Consider the following 24,051-nt stretch of genomic DNA (forward strand, 5'->3'; position numbering starts at 1 on the left):
GTAGACTCCTCTTCTCGTGAGTCTCACCCTTGGAATCGTCGGCCTGCCCAACGTCGGAAAGTCGACGCTTTTCAACGCGCTGACCAAGAACGACGTGCTGGCCGCGAACTACCCGTTCGCGACCATCGAGCCGAATGTCGGCGTGGTCCCGCTGCCCGATCCGCGGCTGAACACCCTCGCCGAGATCTTCTCTTCCGAGCGCATCGTGCCCGCCGTGGTGTCGTTCGTCGACATCGCCGGCATTGTGAAGGGCGCCTCCGAGGGGGCCGGTCTCGGCAACAAGTTCCTCGCCAACATTCGCGAGGCCGACGCTATCTGCCAGGTGGTGCGCGTGTTCGCCGATGACGACGTGGTGCACGTCGACGGCAGGGTCGACCCCGCCGCCGACATCGAGGTGATCGAGACCGAGCTCATCCTCGCCGACCTGCAGACCTTGGAGAAGGCGGTCGTGCGGTTGGAGAAGGAAGCCAAGATCAAGAAGGACCGCAAGCCGGTCGCCGATGCCGCCAAGGCCGCGCAGGAACTGCTGAACAACGGCACCACCCTGTTCGCGGCGGGCAACAAGGTGGATTCCGAACTGCTGAAAGAACTTTCGCTGCTCACCACCAAGCCCTTCCTCTATGTCTTCAACGCCGACGAGTCGGTGCTCACCGACGAGGCGAAGGTCGCCGAGCTGAAGGCCTCGGTGGCACCGGCGGACGCGGTCTTCCTCGACGCCAAGGTCGAGGCCGAACTCCTCGAACTCGACGACGAGTCCGCCCTCGAACTCCTCGAATCCATCGGCCAGACCGAGCCGGGCCTGCACGCCCTCGCCCGCGCCGGTTTCCACACCCTCGGCCTGCAGACCTACCTCACCGCGGGCCCGAAAGAGTCCCGCGCCTGGACAATCCATCAGGGCGACACCGCCCCCAAGGCCGCCGGCGTCATCCACACCGACTTCGAACGCGGCTTCATCAAGGCCGAAGTAGTAGCCTTCACCGACCTCGTCGACGCAGGCTCCATGGCCGCCGCCAAGTCCGCGGGCAAGGTCCGCATGGAAGGCAAGGACTACGTCATGCACGACGGCGACGTAGTCGAATTCCGCTTCAACGTATAGGTTTTCGGCTGTTCAATCTCTGGTGATGTTCAATATGGTTGAACATCGTGGCCGATTGAACGTATGCGAGGGTCTGGCAGCCTCACGGTACTTGAACTTCGGCAGCGTTGGCCGCGCGGCGCCTAGCGTGTGGTGCGATAGAACTCGGCTGCGGTGATGGTGGCCGGAACACCGAGTTCGGCGGCGACCGCGGTGATCGCGGTGTCGGCGACGGCGAGGTCGGCTTGGCCGTTGTCGGTGAAATACGGTGCGATGAACATCGTGTAGTGGGTTCGGATTTCGTCCGCTGTGTGTCGGCCGAGGAACGTCTGGAGGTAGCGCACGGTGGTGTCGGGGTCGGTGCGGACCACCTGAAGCGCGCGTCGGTGAGCTCGTACGACGGCTTGGACCGTGGGGTCGTCCGGGTGGAGGTACGTGGGGTCGACGGCCACGCCGACGGTGGGGATGTGGAAATGGTCGCCGACCCAGGCCAGCACCTGCCAGCCGTGCTCGGCGGCGATCGCCTCCGGCGCCATGGTGCTGCCGACCAGGGCGGCATCGATCTTGTTGTCGTGCAGCCAGCGTAGGTCCATGCCGTAATCGCCGGGCGAACGGACGAGGGTGTTGATGTCGCGGTCCGGGTCGAGACCGGCTCGGCGCAGCACGATCCGGGCGAAGCACCCGGGCGCGGTGTGCGTGGCGTGCACCGCAAGCCGTTGACCTGCCAGGTCGGCCAAGGAGGTCAGGCCGGAGCGGGCAAGGAACCAGAACAGCGGGCGGTGCGTGTTGACGGTGAGCCCGACCCAGGGAACGCCGTCGGCCAGTCGGGACACGAGTGCCCGGCCGAGCCCGATGGTGGCGCCGCGGCGCAATCGGTCCTCGTCCCAGGCACAACCGTCGCGCAGCGAGACGTGCACGTTCTCGTCGGCGTAGTAGCCCTGCTGGTCGGCGATGTAGGCGACCAATTCCTCGTGTAATCCCCGCCCGACGTAAGCGAGATCGATGGTGTCCATGAACGTTCCCCCCTTCAGTACATGGCCATCCCGCCGTTGACCGCGGCGGTGGTGCCGGTCATGAAGGTGTTGTCTTCGCTGGCGTAGAAGGCGACCGCCTGGGCGACGTCGCTCGTGTGTGCCAAGCGACCCAAGGGGGTCGCGGCCACCTGTCGCTGTTTGAGCTCGTCATCGAGGACGCCCGCGATGCGGGTGTCCTCGACCGGGCCGGGCTCGACGACGTTGACCGTGATGCCGCGCGGGCCGAGCTCCTGTGCGAGATACCGGGCGAACTGTGCGAGTGCGGCTTTGGCCGTGCCCAATGCGATCATGCCTTCGCGGGGCCGCCGACTGAGACCGGTGCCGAGGTAGATGACGCGTCCCCACTGTTGTTCGGTCATGGCGGGCAGGACGGCTTTGGTGACCGTGAACGCCGCACGCATCTCGTCATCGAGCTTGCCGCCCAGCTCTTTCCACGTCATGTCCTGGAACGACTTGATCGCGTACGGGGTGAGCGCGTTGTGCACGAGCACGTCGATGCCGCCCCACCTCGCCTTGACCTGCTCGATCATGGTCTCGACCGCCGCTGTCTCGCGCACGTCGGCCTGAACGGCCATGGCCTGCCCGCCCGCGGCCTCGATGTCGGCGACGACCTCCTCGGCTGCCGCACCGCTGTGCAGGTAATTGACCACCACGCGCATCCCTCGCTTGGACAGTAGACGCGCAGTGGCCGCACCGATTCCGCTGCTGGCCCCGGTCACCAATGCCACCCTGCCGGTTGTGCCGGTCACAGTTCCACCTCCCGCTCATCAGCCGTCAGCAGGCTGCGCTTGTTCGGGGAATGACGGTAGATCGTCTTCTTGCTCAAACTGATTCAGCTTCAACGGTGGCTCGCCGCCCCTGCGCTGTCAAGACGCGTTCTCCCCGGCGGGCCGTCGAGCAGGTCAGTGGTGGATCACCTCGCCGAGTCGTGGCAGGACGAGACGCTTCCAGCTTCGTTCGGTGGCGTTGCGGACCATCTTCTGTTGACGGTCTTCGATGTCAAAACCTGTCTGTGTCAACAGGAGTCGGGTGCCTCGGCCTTGTGGTCGCAGTGTCCAGTCGACGATCCGCCGGGCAGGGTGTTCGGCCTGTGGATGAAACCAGCTGTAGGTCAACTGTTTACATGGCTGGGCTGCCAGTACCTCACACACGACCTCGTTGATCGATGCGGCTGGGATGGTGAATCGGAAGCGGGTTCCGACCGAGGCGGCGAATCCGGTCGGTCGAAGCAGCCAGCGCTCCAGTAGATCCGGGTCGGTCAACGCGTGCCAGACTGTGTCCGGCGGCTGTGGGAAGAAGCTGCCGAGCTCGACTGCGGCGGGATTCAACTGTGTATCAGCGATCATCGAAGCACCGCCTCGGCGAGAGTGCGGGACCGCTGCGGTCTTGGCTCAATTCTCCTGGCCTTCCTTGAATTTCGCCGCCATCTCCGCGGCGAGTTGCGGCTGCTCGGCCTCCATCTTCTGGACGTAGGCGACCGCGTCGCCGACGGTGCGCAGGCTCGCCAGGTCCTCGTCGGGGATCTTGACGCTGTACTTGTCCTCGAGTTGCACGGCGATCTCCACCAGCGACAGCGAGTCGATCTCCAGATCGTCGACGAAGGACCTTTCGAGCTGCACCTCCGACACCTCGATTCCGGTCACTTCCTCGACGATCTCCGCGATGCCCGCGACGATTTCTTCCTGCGTGGTAGCCACACAACTCCCTTTCTCGGTGTAATCACGTATCCGCCAGCTCGCTTGGGCGAGCAGCAGTGCCAGTAGGCTAAGAGCTCCACCGGGGTGGAGGTTCAAGAGGTTGTGACGGACAACACAGGGTCCAGCGTGCTGGTGAGCATTGGGGAGTTGGCACGTCGCACCGGGCTCGCGGTGCGAACAATCCGGTTCTATTGCGACGAGGGCATTCTGGAATCCCGCCGCAGTCCGGGCGGGCATCGAATGTTCGACGCCGACAGCGCCACCGAACGACTGCTGCTGGTGCGGCGGTTGCGCGCGCTCGGTCTCGGGCTCGACTCGATCGCCGACGTGCTGCACGGTGAGCGCTCGATCGCCGAGGCCATCGCCGCCGAAAGTGCGCGTCTCGACATCGAATTCAGGTCACTGGCCTGGCGGCGGGCGTCACTGCGGGCAGTCGATGCGGCTACCCCGACCCAGCGGGCCGAGCGACTCGCGCTGCTGGCCGCCGCACAGGACGGTGGTGCGGCACACGATCGCCTCGTACGGTTCTGGCGGCGCGTCCTCGCACCGGTACCCCGGCGCGACATCGACATCTTTGTGGGCTGGAATGTCCCTGAGCCGCCTGCTGATCCGTCCGTCGACGAAGTCGTCGCGTATGCCGAGCTGGCTGCTCTCGTTGCGGTCCCAGAAATGAACAGTACTGTGCGACAGCAACTTTGGCGGAGCCAGCCGGAGCTGATCGGGGACGGGCGCGGAATATACGTCGCCGTCGGCGATGTCATGGCGGACGTGGCGGCACTCGTATCGAAAGACGTGCGCCCGTACGGTGGCAGCGAACTCGATCGATTCGTCAACGCCCACGCCAGCGCCCGAGGGGAACGCGACTCTCCGCGTTTCCGTGAGCGATTGCTGAGCAACGCGGCCGACACCGACCGCCGGATTCACCGCTATTGGGCGTTGACAGGGCAGTTGCTCGGCACTCGTATCACTGTGGGACAAGCCCATCACTGGATGTACAACGCACTGGCCGACTCCGTCGACCTTGCCGGTGGGGCCGAGTTCCGCTCCGACGTCTGATCCGACGCACAGTTCAGCGGAAACTACTGCGGTATCGCGGATTTCGCCTCCGCCAGCTCCTTGACGCAGCTGTGCCGATGGCCGCGTAGAGCTGCTCGCGTTCCCCAATCAGTTCCCCAAATCCGTTCTGGCGCAATATCTGTTCCAATGATTCATAGGATCACAGGAACGGTTGAACAAGGAGATCCGCAGCCAATCGACGTCATCGGCATCTCCAGACCGCACCGCATCGTCGGCTCCGTCCTGGCCGAACAACACCCTTTTACCGCTACGGCGCGGTGACCTTGCCGCTAAGGCGCGGCAATGTCGCCACGGCCTGGACTGTTCGGCTCAGCACGCCGTCACCCCGGCCGAACTTTCACCTGAGTGCCCCCGTCGAGTGAGGACAGCATGCGAATCATCCATGTCAGACGGCTACGCGGACCCAACCAGTACGTGTCGTGGCCGGTCGCGGTCGCCTTGGTGGACTTGGAAGAGTTGACCAGGCAAGAGACCAGCGAATGGCCGGACTTCACCGAATGCCTGCTGCGCGCGTTACCCGGGCTGGCCGAGCATCATTGCGGGGCCGGTCGGCCCAACGGGCTGGTGGACAAGATGCGGCGGGGCACCTACGCGGGCCATGTCGCCGAGCATGTCGCTCTGGAACTGTCGCATCTCATCGGCAGGGAGGTGCATTTCGGTCGCACGGTCGATGCCGGTCGCGCCGGGCTCTACCGGGTGATCATGGAGTGCCCGGTCGACGAGTGGGACCGGGATCCGATCCCGGAACGGCTGTTTCGGCTTGCGGTCCGCGTGGTCGCCGAGCTGGCTGGCGGACGGACTCTGGACATCCGCGCCGAGTTGGCCGAGCTGACCGCTGACTATGAACGTTCGCGGCTCGGCGTGAGCAGCCAGGCGCTGGCCGACGCCGCCCGGGCGCGCGGTATCCCGGTCCGCCGGTTGTCCGACGCCGCCCTGCTGCAGTTGGGCCATGGCCAGCATCGCCGCCGGGTGTGGGCCGCGATGGACGAGCACACCTCGGCGATCGGCGTCGATGTCGCCAGCGACAAGGAGATCACCAAGCGGCTGCTCGATACCGCCGGTATTCCGGTGGCCGACGGGATCGCGGCGTACAGCGAGCAGGAGGCCGTCGCGGCGTTCGAGGAACTCGGCGGTCCGGTCGTGGTCAAACCGGTGGCCGGACACCACGGCCAGGACGTCCATTTGGAGCTGCGGGCGCCGGACGCGGTCGCCACGGCCTACCGGGAGATCAGCCAGCGGCACGCGGGCGCCCTTGTCGAGGTCTATGTCCCCGGCACCGACTATCGGGTGCTGATGGTCGGCGGTCGGCTGGTCGCGGCGACACAGCTGACCGCGGCGCACGTGGTCGGCGACGGCGAGTCCGATATCGCCGCCCTGGTCGAGCTGGCCAACGACGACCCGCGCCGAGGGGAGGGACATGACCGCCCGCTGACCAGGATCACGCTGGACGAGGCCGTCACGGCGTACCTGGCCGTGCAGGGGTTCCGACCCGACAAGGTTCCGGCGGCGGACGAGGTCGTGTGGTTGCGGCGCACCGCCAACATGTCCACCGGCGGCACCGGCCGCGACGTGACCGACCTGGTGCACCCTGACGTGACCCGGCTGTGCCAGCGGACGGCGGCAGCGGTCGGGCTCGATGTCTGCGGCATCGATCTGCGACTGGCCGATATCAGCGGCCCATGGGCGCCGGGGGACGGCTCGGGCGTTGTCCTCGAGGTCAACGCGTCACCCGGGTTGCGCATGCACCTGTCGCCGACCAAGGGCGAGCAGCGGGATGTGGCAGGCGCGATCATCGACCACATGTACCCGACCGGCACGCCGTCACGGGTGCCGATCGTCTCGGTGACCGGTACGAACGGCAAGACCACGACCGTGCGGATGATCGCGCATGTGCTGCGCGCCACCGGCTTACGTGTCGGCATGACAAGTACCGACGGTGTGTTCGTCGACCACGCGCTTGTCTATCCCGGCGACTCCTCGGGAGCCAGGTCGGCCGAGATGGTGCTCGACGACCCCACCGTGCAAGCCGCCGTGCTGGAGACCGCGCGCGGCGGCATCCTCGGCAAGGGTCTCGGCTACGACCGCGCCGATGTCGCCGTCGTCACCAATATCACCGCCGACCATCTCGGGGTCGACGGCATCGAGGACATCGAGGATCTGGTGCGGGTGAAGGCACTGGTCGCCGAGGAGATCGCCGACCGAGGCAGCCTGGTACTCAACGCTGACGACCCGCACTGCGTCGGACTGGCCACCTCGCCCGCGGTCGCCAGCCGCGACCCCAACGTGCTGCTGTTCAGCCTCGATCCGGCCAACCCGGTGCTGCTACGGCACGTGCGCCAGGGCGGCACCGGATACCTGCTCGACGACGGCTGGCTGATCGAGGCCGAGGGCCCGCGGCGAACACCGCTGCTGAACGTGGCCGACGTCGCGTTGACCTTCGGCGGCCTGGCCGCGTTCAACGTCGCCAACACGCTGGCCGTCGTTGCGGCATGCCGGGCGCTCGACGTGCCACGCCGCGCATTGCGGGACGCGCTCGTCACCTTCGACGGCAGCCTGCACAATGCCGGACGCAGCGCCGTCTACCACATAGGCGAGCGGCCGGTCGTGGTCGACTACGCGCACAACACGGCGGCCCTCACCGCGATCGGCGGACTGCTGCGGCGACGCTGGGGCAGCAGCCCGGTCGTCGCGCTCACCCTGCCCGGCGACAGGTCCGACGAGCTGGTGTCCGACGCCGCCTACGCGGTCGGCTGCCTGACCGACCGGGTGGCCGTCTACGAGGACATCGACCTGCGCGACCGTGAGCCCGGCGAGATGACCAAGCTGATCACCGCGGCGCTGTGTGCGGCCGACCCGAGCATCAAAGCCGTCCCCTGCACCGGCATGGAAGACGCCTTCACGACGGCCCTCTCGATGGCGGCACCCGACGAACCGGTGCTGCTCGTCTACGAGAAGCTCACGCAGGCACAGGACATGCTCGCCGAACACCGAGCCATCGAAGGGATGCTCGCGACCACCGTCGAGGACACGATCAAAACCGCAGTCAATCGGTTGGATGGTTTGCACGATGCGAATTCCGATGTCTCGGAACAGATCCAAAGCCACTTCCACTGCTGAGAAGTCCAGCACGGACGAACTCAACGATCGAGAGTCGGAGAGCTACGACGCCGATCTCAGCTCGGTGCGGTTCGGCGCGGTGCTGCGCAAGTTGCCGAGGCTTGTCGTCCAGGTAGCCCGGTTGTGCTGGGCGGCAAGCCGAGTGGACACCACGGTGACCTTGCTGCTCGACGTGGTCGCCGGTGCGCTCGGTGCCTTCGGGCTGTTGGCGACCAACCGGGTGCTCAGCGCGTTGTTCCTGGACGGGCCGACACCCTCGCGCTTGATGGCGGCGATGCCGTCCCTGTTGCTTGTCGGCGGCATCGGGGTCCTGCGCGTCGGGCTCACGGTCGGGTCGAGTTGGTCGGAGGCGCGACTGAAACCGTTGGTGGAGAACGTTGTCGAGCGTCGGCTGTTCGAGGTCACCACCCGGGTCGAGCTGGTCGCCTTCGACGATCCACTGTTCCACGCTACCCTGAGCCGGGCTCGCGACCGAGGCCTGACCGAGGCGTATCGGTTGGTCACCACCGTCACCGCCGTGCTCACCTCGATCATCGGATTCGTCTCCGCGGCAACGGTGCTCGGGCTGCTGAACCCGATCCTGCTGCCGCTGCTATTGGTCGCGGCGATACCCGACGGGCTGATCGCGCTGCGCATCGCCAAGACCAGATACCAAGTCACTTACCAGCTTTCGGCGAGCCGACGCCGCAAGTGGATCCTCACCGACCTGATGGCCGACCGGCGTTCGGCCGCCGAGATCCGGGCGTTCAACATGGGTGGCTTTCTGCTGGACGCCTACGACCAGCTCGCCAGCCACGTGCGAGCCGTACAACTGGCATTGGCTCGTCGGCAGACGATGATGACCGTCGGCGGCGACGTCGTCGGTGGCCTCGGTCTCGGGCTTGTCTACTTGGCGCTCGGGCTGTTGCTCTACTACGGCGCCATGCCACTTGCGGTGGCGGGCACCGCGATGTTGGCCATCCGTTCCGGGCAGTCCTCGCTCTACGGATTGCTGTACGCGGTCAACCAATGCTTCGAGTCCGGGCTGTATTTCGGCGACTACCTCGACTTCTGCGCCGAGGCCGAGCGGCGTGTTCCGCCGTCGAGCGAGCGCGCCGGGCCGGTGGACTTCCACTCGATCACCGCGTCCGACATCGGGTTCACCTATCCCGGCACGGTCGTTCCCGCGTTGCGGTCGGTGTCGGTGGAGATCCACCGGGGTGAGGTGGTTGCGCTCGTCGGCGAGAACGGTTCGGGGAAAACCACTCTGGCGAAGATTCTCGCGGGGCTCTACAACCCCGACGAGGGCACCGTGCGGTGGGACGACACGTCGGTCAGCGAGATCGACCCCGGCAAGCTGCGCGAGCGAATCGCGGTGATCATGCAGGACTACACCCGTTGGCCGATGAGCGCCCGCGACAACATCACGATGGGCCGGGCTGTCGACGGCGGGCGGCTGGCCGAAGCCGCCGAAGCGGCGGGCGTCGACCGGGTCGTCGACCGGCTCGGCAATGGTTACGACACCCAGTTGGACCGGCGCTTCCGGCACGGCGCCGAGCTGTCCGGCGGGCAGTGGCAGCGGATCGCCATCGCCCGCGGCTTCTACCGGGACGCCTCGCTACTGATCTGCGACGAACCGACCGCCGCCCTGGATCCCCGCGCCGAACACGCCCTGTTCGAGACCGTGCGCACCCACTCCACCGAGAGCACCGTGCTGCTGATCACCCACCGCCTGGCCAGCGTCCGCTACGCCGACCGCATCTACGTGCTGGACAAAGGGCAGGTAGTCGAGCACGGCGCCCACCGGGACCTGATGGCCGCCGACGGCCTGTACGCCGAGCTCTACGCCCTCCAAGCGTCGGCCTACGAACAATCAAGCGGTGAATGCCTCGGCAGCACAACGTAATTGGCATCAGAAGTCGCCCAATGCCGTAGCAGCGCCCCCGCAATTCGTCATCACGCACAGCGAACTCTTCTTCCCGTGGTAGCCCAGATGCATCGAACAACGCGAGCCCCTGCGTCCTCCCTATCCGCAGCGGCGGTATGTGGTTGTGGCACAGATGATGTGCTGTAGCCGCGTTGACGCACGGATGGTTGGTAAAATCACCATGCCGGAAAACCCTTGTGAGGTGGCTGTGGATCGCGCGGGACTGCACGTCATCCTGACTGCTGAGCCGCGGTCGGGAGCCTATGTCGATGTGGGTCGCCGTCGGTGGCTGATCGGCGGGCCTTGGCGGCGGACGGGGTGAGGTCGGGGCGGTGGAGTACCTGGTCAGTGCCGTGGATCGCACCGCATTCAAGCGGTGTCGTCGGCAGTGGGATTTTGCCGCGACCATGCGTCGGTGCCTGAGTCCGCTTCGGCGCACGACATATGATCTGGATCGGGCGGTGCGCGATGCCCTCGCTGTCTACTACTTCCCCGGAATGTGGGATTGGGACGCGAATATCGTTTTGCCGCTGGTGATCAAGGCGTTGGATGACTCGCTCGGCCGCCAGCGCGAAACGATCGGCGGCGACAAGCCCGACTGGCAGGCGACACTCGATCGCGCGCACCTGCTCCTGGAGCGCTACTTCGCCTGGGCGCCGACCGTCGACCGCTTCTCGCCGATTCGAGTGGAGACCGACTTCGACGCGATCGTGCCCGATCCCGCCGACCCCGAACGCGGGCTGATCGGTCCTAGCGGTGGGGGAATCCACTACACCGGGCGGATCGACCTGTTGGCCATCGATGAGTACGACAGATACTGGGTCGTCCGACACCGAGTGACCGACGAGCCCTTCCCGGCAACGGAACAGCTTGTGCTGGAAGAGGATTCGTTGATGGCGTGCTGGGCATGGGGTCGTTTCTATGACGGAATGCAGGTAGCGGGAACGATATACAACGAACTTTCGACACAGGGTGGTGAGCGAAAGCCGGTGCCATCCGAGCGTCGCCGCGGCGGCATACCCCAGCATGAGCCAAGCGGCGGTGGCCGCGGCGTCTCGTCACCCCGCCGCATCTATGTGAAGGGCCGACCAGCGGAGACCACCGACCGCATCGGCCAGTCCGAAGGCGACGGACTCCGCCGCACCGCCATAAGACGCACGCCCGCCGAAATCCACGCTGCTGGAGCCCAATTGGTCGAAGAGATGTCGGATATGTTCCGCTCCGACATCCACCTCTACCCGAACCCGACACCGGCGAACTGCTCGGCGTGCGCATTCACCGCGCCCTGCCTGGCCGTCCACGAGGATCGAGAGGTCGAACCCATCCTCGATGCCGAATACCGTCGCCGCCCCGCCGTCGAGATCGACCGCGGCCGACTCGGTGGAACCCCCTTCGGAGTCGGCCGCGGCTGGGTCCCCGGCAGCGGCCAGCAGGGTTGAGGCCTAGCCAACCAGCACCCAGTACCGCGCCGTCATGGCGTGGCGCGGTGCGGCCCTGGATGATCTTTGCGGCGGATGCAGGCGGCACCGGCGCGGGGAAGCGCTGCGCCACATCGTGGTTCGCCTCGGCCGACGACGATGCGGTGCAGATCGCCGGCGTCAACGCCGGCGCGGGCGCGCGCCAATGCGGCGCGTAGGGCACCCCTGGGGTCGGGACCGTCGGGACCCCAGCCGTGCGCCATTGCCGCATTGATCTCGTCCTTCGACAGCACTCTTGCGATGGTTTCATCGAGCAACCCGGCGGCGACGGCGGTACGGATGAGACCTTCTGGTGCTGGTCCGGGTCGATAGTCCCAGCCGTCCAGGCCGATGTCTTCGGTCAGTACGTCGAGCAGAATCAGCGCTTGCCACAGCTCGGTGGCTTCATCGAGGGTGAGTTGCCCGCTCTGGATCAAGGCATTCGCCATGTCATAGGCAGCGTCTGCCCGGCGTGGGCCGGCGCAGAGAATCTCGATGACGCCGACGCCATCGACGATTCTGCTGGAAAATATGACGCGATGCTGTCTGCCGAGCACATCGAGGGTGTTCCAGCCGGCCAGCCGATCCCCGGGACCTCGATTGCTGAGCGGATGGGTACCGGCTGGATTACCGCACAGCGTCAGCAGATCCACGAGGACGGATTCGCAGTCGCCGGGCGGCAGATCCTCCAGGTATTCGACGAACGCATCGGAGAATTCGATCTCTGCCTGGTCGCAGGGGAACGATTCGCCCTTCCTCACCGATTCGCGACTCGCTCAGCCGCCAGCGCCCGCACCCTGGACTCATCGACATCCAGTCGGACGCACACTTCGGCGAGGTCGAACTTCCGCGTCCGCTTCGATGCGAGATCGGCTGCGGCATCGAGGATTGCGAGCTTCGCTTCGCGAATCTTGCGCATGTCCTCATCGATTCGGTCGGCCGAATCGACCACGGCCACCGGTCGGCCGTGGCTGGTCAGCACGACCCGCTGTTCCTCGCTCGCGGCGACCAGCCCGGACACGCCTTTGCGGGATGCGGTGGTGATGGGCACTCGAACAGACTTCATCCTGCAAATCTACCTAGAACTAGGTAGATTTGCAACGAGCTGGTTGGGCTAGTGGCCGTCGGTGAGTCCGGTGGGGAGTGGTTGGCCGCAGTTGTTGGGGGTGGGGGTGTTGGTGAGGTGGTCGGCGAACCATTGGATTACGCGGGGGGCCACGGCTTTGTCGTTGTCGTTGTCGTGGCCGACGTCGGGGTTCCACTGGGTGGTCACCGGGGTACCCGCGGCGCAGTAGCGGTTGACGAGGGCGGCGGTGAATTTCGGGGGGACGAGTTTGTCTTCCAGGCCCTGGGCCAGATAGACCGGGATACCGGAGGGCATGTCGGGGGCGCGGTTTTCCTCGAAGGCCTGGCGCCAGGCGGGGTCGGCGAGGGGGTCGCCGTTGAAGTAGTCGCCCATGCCGGGCAGGACGGTGAGGCGGGGGAACAGGGCGGCGAAAGGTGTTGCGGCGCAACCGGCCGCGGCGATTTCGTGGTTGCGCAGGGCGGCTTCGGGGGTGAGCAGGGCGTTGGGGTCCAGGTGGGGGTAGACCTTGGCGTATTCGGTGGTGAGGAAGGGGGTGACGGCCCAGCCGTTGAGGAGTTGGGGTGGGCGCTCGCGCAGGATGCCCGCGATATCGGAGGCCGGTGCGGTGGCGGCGTCGGCGACGAGGTGCAGTTCCGGTGCGTAGGTGGGTGTTTGGGCGGCGGCGGCCAGCGAGATGAGCCCGCCCTGGGAGATGCCGTAGATCAGCATGTCGGTGCCCGCGTTGGTGCCAGGCAGGTTGCGGGCGGCACGGGCGGCGTTCACGGTGTCGCGGCCCTGGTCGGCGGCGACGAGGTAGTGCTCGCCGTCGCCGGTGCCCGCGGCGCCCGCGTAGTCACTGGCGGCGACCACCCAGCCGCGGCCGAGCGCGTCGTTGAGCCAGGGCATGGACGCGGCGATCCGCGACTGCCTGCTCGGCGCGCATTCGGCACCGAGGCTGACGGTGCCGTGGGCGAAGTTCAGAATGGGCCGGTTGGTGCCCTCGGTGAGCGGAGTCCAGATCATGCCGGACGACACCGCCGGGGTGCCATGGCGGTCCTCTGACCAGTACAGGATGCGCCAGCCGTGGCCGTTCACCCCGGGCAGCGACATCGGTGCCGAGCGGATCACGGTGCCCGGTGCCGCGGGTGAAATACCTTGTGGCACTTCGTAGAAGGCGGCCAGCCGGGTTTGCTCCGCGTCCTGGCGGGCGGCCTGCGTGACGACCGTCCCATACCAGCCGACCGTCACGGCGAGCACGATCAGCTGCACGGTCGCCGCCGCCGGCCGCCACCAGCGCAACGCGCTCGCGCGCGGCAACGGGACGGTCAGCCGGACACCGCGGACCACCATCGCCACCCCGGTGATCACCAGCGTGATGACGGTCCACGCGGTGAAATCCAGGCCCGTGCGAAACGGCAGCGTCGCGAGGATCACGCCGGCGAGCACCTGCCAGCCCGCGAGCGCCACCGACGCGACGACGACATCATCGCGCCGCGCCCCGGCCGCCAGCCCGCAGCTGCCGAGTGCTATCCAGCATGCCCCGACCCACACCAGTGCCGTCGACACCGACATGGTCAGCCCGGCGATACCGAAGACGCCGAACCCGACCGCGAGCACAGCCTCGACGCCCAGCAACCGTCGAGCGCGCACGATCCGGGCCGGCTCCTGACTCGACAGCTGATCAGGCTCGGAAGCTGGCGAGCCCGCGCTCCGCGCCAACCACCACCGAGCAGCGGCCGACGCCGCAAGCACCAGCATCGCGACCGTGACGACAACCCGTCCCTCGATCAGCGAGACGCCGAACGGCGAGTACAGCAACACACCCGACACGATCACGACAAGCCCGGGCAGCCACCACGCGATTCCACGTACGTCCCAGGTCCGAGCCTTGCTGGTCACACCGGAGCCTCCGTCCATCGGTTACGCGGCACACAGCTCGATGCCGACAACTCTACGGACGGCTAACGAACGATCTATGTGATCTTCGTCAGTCGGTGCTCAGCGGTTGTGCCACCGCCGTCGCGCCCACTTCCGAGCCGTCGGACTGACGGCGAGAACCGGGAGAAACAGTACGAATCCGACCAGCACGACCGGAATCATCAAGTAGATGAGCAATTCGCCGAGTATTTGAACGATGGTGGGAATCGCGAACGGAACCGCCAGCACCGTCAGCGCAATTGCCAACGGATAGGCCCCGCCGGCGGCCGCGGTCATCGCGGCGAACGCGAACCCCGCCGCGAGGACGAGCCCGATCAGCGCGACGAGATAGTTGTCCCACCATGGGTGTTGTTTCGTGTGAATCGAAGCGCCTCCCAAGACGTCGGATCCGACCCAGCCGCAGAGCCTAGCCCCGCCCGCACCCCCGCTACCGGCAAACCCCGGATCACATTGCCCGCCCGGCGCTTCCGTGCACGGAACGAGACAGGTGGTTCGCGAGTAGCTCCGCCCTCATGTCTCGTTCGGCGCTTGGGCGAGTGGTTCTACCGTGGCACCGGCGAAGAGGACGAAGTCGGGGGTTTCGGTGAAGTCCTGGGAGGTTTCTTCGCCTACGTAGACGTCGAGGTGGTGGGGGCCGCCCGCGCCGGGGATGAATTCGTCACCGATGGACCATTCGGCGGCTTGGAATTTGGCGCAGGTCGGGGTGGTTTCGGGATCGATGATGCCGCAGTCGGTGAGGCGAAGCAGGGTGCCGTGGTCCAGGTCGTCGGCGGCGGCGCTGCGGAAGGGTTCCAGGATTTCGCCGGCGGCGTCGCGGGGGTGCGAGTCGAGCCAGAAGCCGCTGTCGTAGGACCAGTTCAGGTAGGCGCCGGCGTTGGTGCCGCTGGTGATTCGGCCGGTGCCCTCGTCGCGGACGGCGTCGACGAAATCGCTTGGCAGGTCGCCGAGTTGGGCATCGTAATCGACGCAGTCGAGGGCGGTGCAGCCGTGTACCTCTTCGCGGGGTCCGTCGTGGTAGGACTCGACGGCGGTGTAGTACACCGTGACGGTCCAGTCGGACCACTCGCTCTCGCCTGCGTCGCATCCGGCCGCGAGGACGGACACGGCCAATAACCCAACTCCCAGCCGCACGCCCTGATCGTACGGTGGTTGCCGACACCGCGCTGTCCAGGCCGAGTCAGGCTGCGGCAGAAGGGAACTCGGCGACATGGTCGGCGACCCACTGCCGGAAGGTGCGTGGCGGCACGCCGGTGAGCCGCTCGACGGTGTCGTGCACGACGGAGGTGAACGTCTCCAGCGCGGTGGCCCGCAGCGCCATGATCGCGTCGGCCAGCTCGGCGGGAACGCCGTGGTCGAGAATCGCCTGGCGTGCCTGTTCCGGTGCGATTTCGACGAATTCGAGCCGACGACCGAGGACGTCGCCGAGGATATCGGTCTGCTCACCGGGCGAGAGCGCCTGCGGTCCGCTCAGTGTGTACACCTGACCGTCGTGCCCATCGGTGGTGAGGGCGACGGTCACGACCGCCGCGATATCGCGCGGATCGATGACGGCTATACGCCCCTGGCCATAGGGCGCGTACACGGCGCCGTGCGCGCGGATCGTGCCCGCCCAGTGCAGCGCGTTGGACATGAATCCCAAGGGGCGCACGATGGTCCACGGCGCACCGGCGGCGCGCACCGACTGTTCGCCCGCGCGATGCCACGTGGGGATGGGATCGGTGGCGGTGTCGTCGCCGGTGCGGCCCGACGACAGCTTCACCAGGCGCGCGATGCCCGCCTCGGCGGCCGCGCGGGCAACGACGGCGTCGTGTTCGGGAATCGCGGGCCCGGTGGACAACAGGAATACCCGGTCCGCGTCGCGCATGGCGGCGGCCATTCGGGTGGGGTCGCCGAGGTCGGCCTGGACTACTTCGACGTCAGCGGGCAGTTGCGCGGCCGCCGGGTGTCGGCTGGTCGCGCGAACTTGTGCGCCCGCGGCGCGCAACTGGTCGATGACAGCGCGGCCGACGGTTCCGGTGGCACCGGTTACGAGAATCATGGTGTCGCTTCCTCTTTCGATGGTGCGGGCGTTCCTGTCGAGCGCCCGCTGCCTGAAACAAGAATGCGACCAGAACCGGCAACTGATCCACCTGCCGCTCGCAAACAGTGGAAAGTTTCCATGCGGCGTGGTGATATGAAAGGAATGACCACACTGGACGAGGTGGACCGCGGCCTGATCCACGCGCTGCACATCGACGGCAGGGCGCCGTTCAGTCAGATCGGCCAGGTCCTCGGCGTCTCGACCCAGACCATCGCCCGCCGGTACCGCCGACTGCGTACCGAGGCGGGCCTGCGCGTCGTCGCGCTCCCGGACGCGGGCGGAATCGGCAAGGCGCAGTGGCTGGTTCGGCTCACCACCACAACGGCGTCCGCGCAGAACCTCGCCAACTCCCTGGCTCGCCGACCCGACACCTCCTGGGTCAAGCTGATGTCGGGCGGCACCGAGATCCTGCTCATCGTCGATGTGCCGCTCGGCGCACAGACCTCGCGATCGCTACTGCTGCACGACATTCCGCGCACGGCGGGCATCACCGGAGTGTCCGCGCATCTGGTGCTGCACACCTACCACGGCGGGCCCGGGGTATGGCACGGTCATGTCAACGCACTGAATGCCGCTCAGCGGCAACAACTTCAGGTCAACGCCGGTACCCCGCAACCGAGGACACTCGCCAGCGCCGAGACGGCCCTGCTCGACGCGCTGAGCCGCGACGGCCGTACCACCCTCGCCGAGCTCGCCGCGGCGACCGGCTGGTCACCGGCGACGGTCACCCGACGGCTGACCGACCTGCGGACGACCGGCGCGATCTTCTTCGACGTCGAATTCGATGACGCGCTCTTCGGCGCGAGCATCCAGGCACTGCTGTGGATGTCGGTCGCCCCGGCCAACCTCAATGCGGTCGCCACCACACTGGCCGGGCACGAAGAACTCGCCTTCGTCGTCGCGACCACCGGCTCGGCCAACCTCGTCGCCCAGGCCATGTGCCAGGACCCCGCCGCCCTGCACCGCTACCTCACCGGCCGCCTCGGCACCCTCGAGGCGATCCGGACGCTCGAGACCGCACCGGTCCTCGCGACGGTGAAGGCGGGCGGCCGGACCGTCTCCGGCCTGAAGTCCGCGCCGGGCGGTCGCTAGTTACCGCACCTCAGGCGGCCGCGGCCACGGGTTCTCTTCGATGTGCTCGACGGACTGGTTGAACCGCGCGATCAGCCTGCTCAGCTGATCGACATCGGTATCAGCCCAGTCCGCGACCACCGAGCCGATGCCCTCGCGGCTCTGCAGGCGATCCGCGGCCAGCACATCGAGGCCCTTGACGGTGGCCTGGATCTTGCGGGCGATGCCGCCATCGGGGTCGGGGACGCGGTCGACGAGCCCCTGCTTGAGCATCGCGCCGACCTGGCGGTTGATCGTGGAGATATCGAGCTGGAACGCCTCGGACAGCTCACGCAGGCTCAGCGCGTCGCTGAACTCGAGCCTGGTCAGGATGAGGAAGGCCGAGCGGTCGAGCTGGAAACCAGGACGGCGCAGCAGCGACGCGGGGAAGTGCCTGGCGAGCAAGGTCAGCTCGAAGACCAGGCGGGTGAGCGCTGCGTTGGCGTCGGGACCGTTCTCGGACATGGGCCTCACTATGTCGTGTTCATCACGGCTATATCAATTGTGCACGATACACAACGTGTGTAGCGTGCACATTTGTGAGTGTTGCTGCCGACGCGTCTTCGACCGTCTCCGATACCGACGACCGAAGGCGTCCATCGCCGGCCGTCCTCATCGCGACCCTCGGCATGGTCGGTGTCGTCGTCTCGCTGATGCAGACGCTGGTCATCCCGATTATCCCGACCCTGCCCGACCTGCTGAGCACCTCGGCGTCCAACGCCTCCTGGGTGGTGACCGCCACGCTGCTCGCGGGTGCGGTGTTCACCCCGATCAGCGGTCGCCTCGGCGACATGTTCGGCAAGCGCCGGGTGCTGTTCGTCAACCTGCTCTCGCTGGTCGCCGGTTCGGTCGTCTGCGCGACCTTCACCTCGCTGATCCCCGAGATCGTCGGGCGCTCGCTGCAGGGTGCCGCGGTCGGCGCTATTCCGTTGGGCATCAGCATCATGCGCGACGAGCTGCCCGCCGAGAAGGTGGGCTCGGCGATGGCGATCATGAGCGCGACGCTCGGCGTCGGCGGCGCCCTCGGCCTGCCGCTCGCCGCCGCGATCGCGCAGAACGCGGACTGGCACATGCTGTTCTGGACCGCCGCCGGACTCGGCCTCATCTGTGCCGCACTGGTTTTCGTCTTCGTGCCGGAGTCGCCGGTGCGCACCCCCGCACGGTTCGATTTCGGTGGCGCGCTTGGTCTTTCGATCGCGCTGTTGGCCTTGCTCATACCGATCACCAAGGGCGCGGACTGGGGCTGGGCGAGCCCGACGACCCTGATCCTGTTCGCGGTGTCGCTGGTGGTGTTCCTCGGCTGGGGCGCCTACGAGCTGCGGCAGCGTTCGCCGCTGGTCGACCTTCGGGTCTCGGCGCGGCCGCGGGTGCTGTTCACCAATATCGCCTCCGTCGCGGTCGGCTTCGCGCTCTACGGCATGTCGCTGACCTTCCCGCAGCTGCTGATGGCGCCCGAGCAGACCGGTTACGGCTTCGGCCTGACCATGGTCAACGCCGGATTGGCGCTGGCGCCAACAGGATTCGTGATGATCCTGCTCTCGCCGGTGTCGGCGAAGCTGTCGGCGGCGCGTGGTCCGAAGATCACGCTTGCGCTCGGCTCCGCGGTGATCGCGGCGGGCTACCTGTGCGCGGTGGTGCTGATGAACAGCGTCTGGGAAATCATGGTCGCGTCGATGATCGTCGCCGCCGGTGTCGGCCTCGCCTACGCCGCGATGCCCGCCCTGATCATGGGCGCGGTGCCGATCACCGAGACCGCCGCGGCCAACGGGCTCAACTCGCTCATGCGGTCGGTCGGCACGTCGACCTCGTCGGCCGTGATGAGCGTGGTGCTCGCGCACATGACCATGCAGCTCGGCGTGCACGTGTTCCCGTCGCGCGACGGATTCCACACCACGTTCTTGATCGCCACGGCGGCTGCCGTTATCGCGATCGTGCTGACCTCGCTGATCCCGATGCGCAAGGCGCCCGACGCGGCGCCGATCGCTGGCCACGCCTGATCTGAGAACTGTTGGAGCCGACCCGGATTCGTCCGGGTCGGCTCTGCTGTTTCCAGGGTCAGTTGCCCCAGCGACCGTGGTTGGCGGCATGCTCGAGCACGGTCGCCTCGCCCGGTTGTGTTCGTATGCGCAGTAATTCGGCGGCGGGGGAGAACAGCGGTGCCTTGCCCGGTCGTGCCGTCGCCTGCTCGACGATGATGTTCACCAGCGAGGTGGCCATCGAGTGGCGCGGATAGCGGTCGTGGATCGCGGCGCCGACTTCGTCGCTGATGAACTCCGTGCCCCTGCCGAAGTCGAGTGAGATCCCATTCTTGGTGAGCAGGCACAGCGTGCCGCGGCGATCGGCGATGTGCTCGGAGGTGTGCAACGCGATCGCCTCCCAGACCGAGTCGACGGCGGCCGCGCCGAGGCCCCGCTCGGTCAGGAACTCCGCGGCCTTGTCCGCCCCGTCGACCTCGAAGCGCAGGTCGCCGTTGGCCGCGTCGCTGAGGCCGATGTCATGCAGCACGCACGCGGCGAACAGTAGGTCGGTGTCGTAGTCGGCAGCGGGCTTCGCCCCCGCGTGCTCGGCGTAGAGCTGCGCGAACAGGAAGCTGCGGATGCTGTGATTGGCGACCGCCGGTGACTCCACCCGCAGCGCCAGCTCGAGCACGCCCTTGGCAAGCGGCGTCTGTGGCAACGCAAGCGCCGTCGTTGTCTCGCTGGTCATAGCCGACCTCTCTCACACCAGACCTCGAAGTGAGAGTCGATGCACGCAAACTGGACAGGAAACTGCCTGTGAGCGTAGGAGATTCGACGTCGAGTAGCGACGTGAGAAGTGATACAGCCGAAGTTGCCGGCGGCCGGGAACTTTGATCGGTGCGCAACCGACGGGGCTGGCGCAGAGGTACCGCAACCAAAACCGTCATCGGGCGGTGACGAATCCCTGGGCGACCATCCAGTCGCGGGCGACGTCGGCGGGCTCCTTGCCCTCGAGGTCGACCAGGCGATTCAGCCCGGTGATGGCCTCGTTGGTGAGCCGCTGCGAGATCGGCGCCAGGATGGTGGCGACCTGCGGGTGTGCGTCGGCGAAGGACTTGCGCATCACCACTGCCGCATTGTATTTAGGGAAGAAGCGCTGATCATCTTGCAGCAGAACGAGATTCAGGGCGGGGATACGTCCGTCGGTGGTGGCGACGGAGCCGAACTTGCACTGCTTGGCGTCGGCGGTGGCCTGATAGACCACGGCATCCTGGACGATCTGCTTGTGCACCTTGCTGACATCGATGTTGTATTTGCGGGCCATGCCGGGGTATCCGTCTTGGCGCACATTGAATTCGGTGCCGACGCAGGTGGTCGCGGCGCCCGGGTCCTTCGCGATCAGCGCGGCGTAGTCCGACAGCGTCCGCACGCCGGTCTCCTGCGCGGTGGCCGGGCTCATCACCAGCGCGTAGGTGTTGTTCATCGGCGCCATGTCGGCCCACACCATGCCGTGTGCGGCGAGGTCGGCGTCGCGGACGGCATCGAATTGGCCGACCTCGTCCGGGACGGGGGTTTCCTTGCCGAGGTAGTTGACCCAGCCGGTGCCGGTGTAGTCGTAGGCGACGTCGATCTGGCCGTGCAGCTGGGCGTCGCGAAGACTGTTGGAGCCCTGGATGTTCGTCAGGTCCCGCACCTGCGCGCCCGCCGCCGACATGGCGAACTCGATGAGGTAACCGAGGATGTTCTGCTCGGTGAAGTCCTTGGACCCCACGATGATTCGGACGCCGTTGAGCTCAGGGACCGGACCGATGCTGCCCGGACCCACCGAAAGGGGCACCGCACCACCGGATTCCAGGCCGCAGGCCGCTACCAGCACCAGCCCGGCCGCCAGCGCCAGACCACGCCACCGCTTCACTTCAGCCCCCTCGGCCCGAGGAACTGCTCGGCCAGCGCGCCGAGCCAGTCGACAAGCAGGGCGAGCGCGACCGCGAGAACAGCGCCGACCACGAGTGTGACATTGTCGCGCAGCTTGTAGCCGGTGTCGATCAGGATGCCGAGACCGCCCGCGCTCACCAGGAAAGACAGCGTCGCGGTGCCGACCGCGAGCACAAGCGAGGTACGCAAGCCGGCCAGGATGTAGGGCACGGCAAGGGGAAACTCGATGCGTCGCAACACCGTTACCGCCGACATGCCCTGTCCGCGCCCGGCGTCGGTGAGCGTCTGATCCACCTGCTGGTAGCCGAGGATGGTGTTGCGCAGCACCGGAAGCAGCGAATAGAACGCGATCGGCGCGACACCGATCCAGAAGCCGGTGGTGCGGGTGGCGAGGTAGCACAGCACGATCAGGCCGATGGCCGGTGCGGCCGCGCCGATATTGGCGATGCCGACGAAAACCGGTGCGAGACGGCGGTATCCGGGCCGGGTGAGCACCGTGCCGAGCGGCACCGCGACGGCGATGACGATCAGGACGACGGTCGCCGAGATCAGGATGTGCTGCCAGGTGACGGACACGATATTGCGGGCGTTGAGACTGGCCTGCTGGGTGGTGGTCAGGTCCCGATCGAACGCCCACACCAGCACGCCCGCGGTGAGCAGCAGCACGATCACCGGCTGGGCGATCAGCCGGATCCGCTCGGCCCGGCGCTGGGCGGCGGGCGCGGCGGTCGCCGGCGGTGTTCCGATGGCCGCCGTCACGGCGCGTCACCCGCCGCGGTACGGCCGGATCCGTGTTCGGCGCGCATCGCCGACAGGTGCGCGACCAGCGTGTCGATGGTGATCAGCCCGACGTACTCACCGCGCTTGCCGGTGACGACCGCGTTCGCCGTCTGGTCGGCGAGCAAGGCCTCCAGTGCGTCCTGCAGCGTTGACCGCAGCGACAGCGGTTCGCCGATCGGTGATCCGATGCCGCGCAACGAGTTCGCGTGCGCAAGGTGATCGGCGGATACCCAGCGCAGCGGCCGCCGCTGCTTGTCGAGCACCAGCGCCCACGGCCAGTCCTGCTCGGCAAGCGCGGTCCGCAACACCTCGACCGGCTCGTCCTCGACGGCGGTCGGGCATTGCCCCAGTTCGACATCGCTCACCCGGGTGAGCGTGAGCTGTTTGAGCGAGGCGTCCGCGCCGACGAAGCCAGCGACGGTCTCGTCCGCCGGATCGGCGAGGATCGCCGCCGGGGTGTCGTACTGCAGGATGCGGGACTGGTTGCCGAGCACCGCGATTCGGTCGCCGAGCTTGACCGCCTCGGTGAAGTCGTGCGTGACGAAGACGATGGTTTTGCCCAATTCGCCTTGCAGCCGCAGCAATTCGTCCTGCAGCAGGCCGCGGGTGATCGGATCGACCGCGCCGAACGGCTCGTCCATCAGCAGCACCGGCGGGTCGGCGGCGAGCGCGCGGGCGACCCCGACGCGCTGCTGCTGGCCGCCGGAGAGCTGGCGGGGGTAGCGGTGGCGATAGGTGTCGGGGTCGAGGCCGACCAGGTCGAGCATCTCGTCGGTGCGTGCGGCGATCTTCTTGCGGTTCCAGCCGATCAGGCCGGGCACCGTCGCGACGTTCTTGGCGACCGTCATGTGCGGGAACAGTCCGGCCTGCTGGATGGAGTAGCCGATGCCGCGGCGCAGCTCGTCGGGATTCATCGACGCGGCGTCGCGGCCGCCGATGGTGATGGTGCCCGAGGTCGGCTCGATCAACCGGTTGATCATCCGCATGGTGGTGGTCTTGCCGCAGCCGGAAGGCCCGACGAGCACGACGATTTCGCCCGCCGGGATGGTCATCGACACCTCGTCGACGGCCGGATCGCGTTGGCCCGGATACCGTTTGGTGACGGCGTCGAGCACGATCTCCTCGCCGGACACCGCCGATTCGATGCCGCCGGAACGGGTTTCGGTGTCAGTCACGGATTCCCCTCGGGGTGGTGAGACGTCCGACGAGGACGTAGATCGCGTCAAGCACGAGCGCGAGTACGACGATCAGCACTGTGCCGACCAGGGCCTGTGGCACTGCGTTCGGGCTGCCGAGGCGGGCAAGGCCGGAGAAGATGAGGTTGCCGAGCCCAGGTCCCTTGGCGTACGCGGCGATGGCGAGAATGCCCATGAGCAGCTGGGTGCTGACCCGTATTCCGGCCAGGATGGCGGGCCAGGCGAGGGGGAGTTCGATGGCGGTGAGTATCCGCAGTCTGTTCATGCCGACACCGCGGGCCGCGTCGGTCACCGCGGGATCCACCGAGGAAAGGCCGATGATCGTGTTGCGCAGGATCGGCAGCAGGGCGTAGACCACCAGCGCGGTGACGGTCGGGGCGACGCCGAGGCCGAGCACCGGAATCAGCAGGCCGAGCAGCGCGAACGAGGGCACCGTGAGGATGGCGCTCGTGACCGCCGTCGCGATCGAGGAGCCGAGCGGGCTGCGGTGCACCAGTATGCCGATCAGCACCGCGACGATGGTCGCGATCAGCACCGACTGCAGCACCGCCGACACATGCAAGTAGGAGTCGATGAGCAGCTGCTGTCGCCGGTGTACTACGAAAGTCCACAGCGTGTCCAGCGT

At 67.1% G+C, this 24,051-nt stretch carries 23 protein-coding genes; 7 read left to right on the forward strand and 16 right to left on the reverse strand.

The genetic code is table 11. The features are described from left to right. Positions 1 to 16: 16 nt before the first annotated feature. A complete protein-coding gene (gene ychF, locus OG203_RS32370) occupies positions 17 to 1,096 on the forward strand; it encodes a redox-regulated ATPase YchF (protein WP_405161019.1) in 1,080 nt (359 codons plus the stop codon). Between the two features lie 122 nt (positions 1,097 to 1,218). Here the strand turns inward: ychF and OG203_RS32375 are convergent, their stop codons facing one another. The 4 genes from OG203_RS32375 to acpM all read right to left on the reverse strand — a co-directional run bounded on the left by OG203_RS32375 (position 1,219) and on the right by acpM (position 3,806). Further along, the gene (locus OG203_RS32375; RefSeq protein WP_405161020.1) at positions 1,219 to 2,088 is read right to left on the reverse strand and encodes an ABC transporter substrate-binding protein; all 870 of its coding nucleotides are present in this window, start codon (positions 2,086 to 2,088) and stop codon (positions 1,219 to 1,221) included. A gap of 14 nt (positions 2,089 to 2,102) precedes the next feature. After that, positions 2,103 to 2,858, reverse strand: a complete 756-nt coding sequence (locus tag OG203_RS32380) for an SDR family NAD(P)-dependent oxidoreductase (RefSeq protein ID WP_405161021.1) — start codon at positions 2,856 to 2,858, stop codon at positions 2,103 to 2,105. 153 nt (positions 2,859 to 3,011) lie between these two features. Beyond that, positions 3,012 to 3,455 carry an SRPBCC domain-containing protein gene (locus tag OG203_RS32385; protein ID WP_405161022.1) on the reverse strand — a complete coding sequence of 148 codons (444 nt, stop codon included), beginning with the start codon at positions 3,453 to 3,455 and terminating at the stop codon, positions 3,012 to 3,014. Between the two features lie 45 nt (positions 3,456 to 3,500). Then, the gene (gene acpM, locus OG203_RS32390) at positions 3,501 to 3,806 is read right to left on the reverse strand and encodes a meromycolate extension acyl carrier protein AcpM (RefSeq protein ID WP_405161023.1); all 306 of its coding nucleotides are present in this window, start codon (positions 3,804 to 3,806) and stop codon (positions 3,501 to 3,503) included. A gap of 102 nt (positions 3,807 to 3,908) precedes the next feature. On the opposite strand from acpM, the gene OG203_RS32395 reads away from it, so the two are divergent. The 4 genes from OG203_RS32395 (at position 3,909) to OG203_RS32410 (ending at position 11,345) form a co-directional block, all read left to right on the forward strand. After that, on the forward strand, positions 3,909 to 4,862 hold the full coding sequence (locus tag OG203_RS32395; RefSeq protein ID WP_405161024.1) for a MerR family transcriptional regulator: 954 nt from the start codon (positions 3,909 to 3,911) through the stop codon (positions 4,860 to 4,862). Between the two features lie 390 nt (positions 4,863 to 5,252). Beyond that, positions 5,253 to 8,000, forward strand: coding sequence for a cyanophycin synthetase (gene cphA, locus OG203_RS32400; RefSeq protein WP_405161025.1), 2,748 nt, complete (start codon positions 5,253 to 5,255; stop codon positions 7,998 to 8,000). After that, positions 7,963 to 9,885, forward strand: a complete 1,923-nt coding sequence (locus tag OG203_RS32405) for an ABC transporter ATP-binding protein (protein WP_405161026.1) — start codon at positions 7,963 to 7,965, stop codon at positions 9,883 to 9,885. The genes cphA and OG203_RS32405 overlap by 38 nt, the downstream gene beginning before the upstream one ends. 482 nt (positions 9,886 to 10,367) lie before the next feature. After that, a complete protein-coding gene (locus OG203_RS32410) occupies positions 10,368 to 11,345 on the forward strand; it encodes a hypothetical protein (RefSeq protein ID WP_405161027.1) in 978 nt (325 codons plus the stop codon). Between the two features lie 32 nt (positions 11,346 to 11,377). On the opposite strand, the gene OG203_RS32415 is transcribed toward OG203_RS32410, so the two are convergent. From OG203_RS32415 to OG203_RS32440, 6 genes are all read right to left on the reverse strand, one after another. Continuing rightward, a complete protein-coding gene (locus tag OG203_RS32415) occupies positions 11,378 to 12,124 on the reverse strand; it encodes a type II toxin-antitoxin system RelE/ParE family toxin (protein WP_405161028.1) in 747 nt (248 codons plus the stop codon). After that, complete coding sequence (locus OG203_RS32420; RefSeq protein WP_405161029.1) at positions 12,121 to 12,429, reverse strand: type II toxin-antitoxin system prevent-host-death family antitoxin; 309 nt, start codon at positions 12,427 to 12,429, stop codon at positions 12,121 to 12,123. The genes OG203_RS32415 and OG203_RS32420 overlap by 4 nt, the downstream gene beginning before the upstream one ends. A gap of 48 nt (positions 12,430 to 12,477) precedes the next feature. After that, positions 12,478 to 14,328: a lipase family protein gene (locus OG203_RS32425; protein WP_405161030.1), complete on the reverse strand. Its 1,851-nt coding sequence runs from the start codon at positions 14,326 to 14,328 to the stop codon at positions 12,478 to 12,480. Positions 14,329 to 14,427: 99 nt separating this feature from the next. After that, a complete protein-coding gene (locus OG203_RS32430; RefSeq protein WP_405161031.1) occupies positions 14,428 to 14,745 on the reverse strand; it encodes a hypothetical protein in 318 nt (105 codons plus the stop codon). A gap of 132 nt (positions 14,746 to 14,877) precedes the next feature. Further along, a complete protein-coding gene (locus tag OG203_RS32435) occupies positions 14,878 to 15,498 on the reverse strand; it encodes a hypothetical protein (RefSeq protein WP_405161032.1) in 621 nt (206 codons plus the stop codon). A 46-nt stretch (positions 15,499 to 15,544) separates the two neighbouring features. Next, complete coding sequence (locus OG203_RS32440) at positions 15,545 to 16,405, reverse strand: NAD(P)H-binding protein (RefSeq protein WP_405161033.1); 861 nt, start codon at positions 16,403 to 16,405, stop codon at positions 15,545 to 15,547. 144 nt (positions 16,406 to 16,549) lie between these two features. Between OG203_RS32440 and OG203_RS32445 the strand changes: the two genes are divergently transcribed. Next, positions 16,550 to 17,539: an Lrp/AsnC family transcriptional regulator gene (locus OG203_RS32445; RefSeq protein ID WP_405161034.1), complete on the forward strand. Its 990-nt coding sequence runs from the start codon at positions 16,550 to 16,552 to the stop codon at positions 17,537 to 17,539. Here OG203_RS32445 and OG203_RS32450 read toward each other — a convergent pair whose 3' ends face one another. Then, positions 17,540 to 18,022 (reverse strand): MarR family winged helix-turn-helix transcriptional regulator, encoded by a 483-nt coding sequence (locus tag OG203_RS32450; protein WP_405161035.1) that lies wholly within the window; start codon positions 18,020 to 18,022, stop codon positions 17,540 to 17,542. A 74-nt stretch (positions 18,023 to 18,096) separates the two neighbouring features. On the opposite strand from OG203_RS32450, the gene OG203_RS32455 reads away from it, so the two are divergent. Then, entirely contained in the window at positions 18,097 to 19,554 is a 1,458-nt protein-coding gene (locus OG203_RS32455; protein WP_405161036.1) for an MFS transporter, read from the forward strand. 58 nt (positions 19,555 to 19,612) lie between these two features. On the opposite strand, the gene OG203_RS32460 is transcribed toward OG203_RS32455, so the two are convergent. From OG203_RS32460 to OG203_RS32480, 5 genes are all read right to left on the reverse strand, one after another. Continuing rightward, positions 19,613 to 20,263: an HD domain-containing protein gene (locus OG203_RS32460; protein ID WP_405161037.1), complete on the reverse strand. Its 651-nt coding sequence runs from the start codon at positions 20,261 to 20,263 to the stop codon at positions 19,613 to 19,615. 195 nt (positions 20,264 to 20,458) lie between these two features. After that, positions 20,459 to 21,430: a glycine betaine ABC transporter substrate-binding protein gene (locus OG203_RS32465; RefSeq protein ID WP_405161038.1), complete on the reverse strand. Its 972-nt coding sequence runs from the start codon at positions 21,428 to 21,430 to the stop codon at positions 20,459 to 20,461. Continuing rightward, on the reverse strand, positions 21,427 to 22,209 hold the full coding sequence (locus tag OG203_RS32470; protein ID WP_405161039.1) for an ABC transporter permease: 783 nt from the start codon (positions 22,207 to 22,209) through the stop codon (positions 21,427 to 21,429). Before OG203_RS32470 ends, OG203_RS32465 begins: the two co-directional genes overlap by 4 nt. Next, positions 22,206 to 23,405 (reverse strand): ABC transporter ATP-binding protein, encoded by a 1,200-nt coding sequence (locus OG203_RS32475; RefSeq protein ID WP_405161040.1) that lies wholly within the window; start codon positions 23,403 to 23,405, stop codon positions 22,206 to 22,208. The genes OG203_RS32470 and OG203_RS32475 overlap by 4 nt, the downstream gene beginning before the upstream one ends. Next, on the reverse strand, positions 23,398 to 24,048 hold the full coding sequence (locus tag OG203_RS32480) for an ABC transporter permease (RefSeq protein ID WP_405168074.1): 651 nt from the start codon (positions 24,046 to 24,048) through the stop codon (positions 23,398 to 23,400). The genes OG203_RS32475 and OG203_RS32480 overlap by 8 nt, the downstream gene beginning before the upstream one ends. Between the last annotated feature and the right edge of the window lie 3 nt (positions 24,049 to 24,051).

It is taken from the genome of Nocardia sp. NBC_01499, from assembly GCF_045040275.1.
Classification (GTDB): domain Bacteria; phylum Actinomycetota; class Actinomycetes; order Mycobacteriales; family Mycobacteriaceae; genus Nocardia.

Bases quoted from the DNA above. Each gene is read 5' to 3' on its own strand.
- OG203_RS32375 (WP_405161020.1), bottom strand. From the start codon at position 2,088: ATGGACACCATCGATCTCGCTTACGTCGGGCGGGGATTACACGAGGAA.
- OG203_RS32385 (WP_405161022.1), bottom strand. From the start codon at position 3,455: ATGATCGCTGATACACAGTTGAATCCCGCCGCAGTCGAGCTCGGCAGC.
- cphA (WP_405161025.1), top strand. From the start codon at position 5,253: ATGCGAATCATCCATGTCAGACGGCTACGCGGACCCAACCAGTACGTG.
- OG203_RS32405 (WP_405161026.1), top strand. From the start codon at position 7,963: ATGTCTCGGAACAGATCCAAAGCCACTTCCACTGCTGAGAAGTCCAGC.
- OG203_RS32420 (WP_405161029.1), bottom strand. From the start codon at position 12,429: ATGAAGTCTGTTCGAGTGCCCATCACCACCGCATCCCGCAAAGGCGTG.
- OG203_RS32440 (WP_405161033.1), bottom strand. From the start codon at position 16,405: ATGATTCTCGTAACCGGTGCCACCGGAACCGTCGGCCGCGCTGTCATC.
- OG203_RS32445 (WP_405161034.1), top strand. From the start codon at position 16,550: ATGACCACACTGGACGAGGTGGACCGCGGCCTGATCCACGCGCTGCAC.
- OG203_RS32450 (WP_405161035.1), bottom strand. From the start codon at position 18,022: ATGTCCGAGAACGGTCCCGACGCCAACGCAGCGCTCACCCGCCTGGTC.
- OG203_RS32460 (WP_405161037.1), bottom strand. From the start codon at position 20,263: ATGACCAGCGAGACAACGACGGCGCTTGCGTTGCCACAGACGCCGCTT.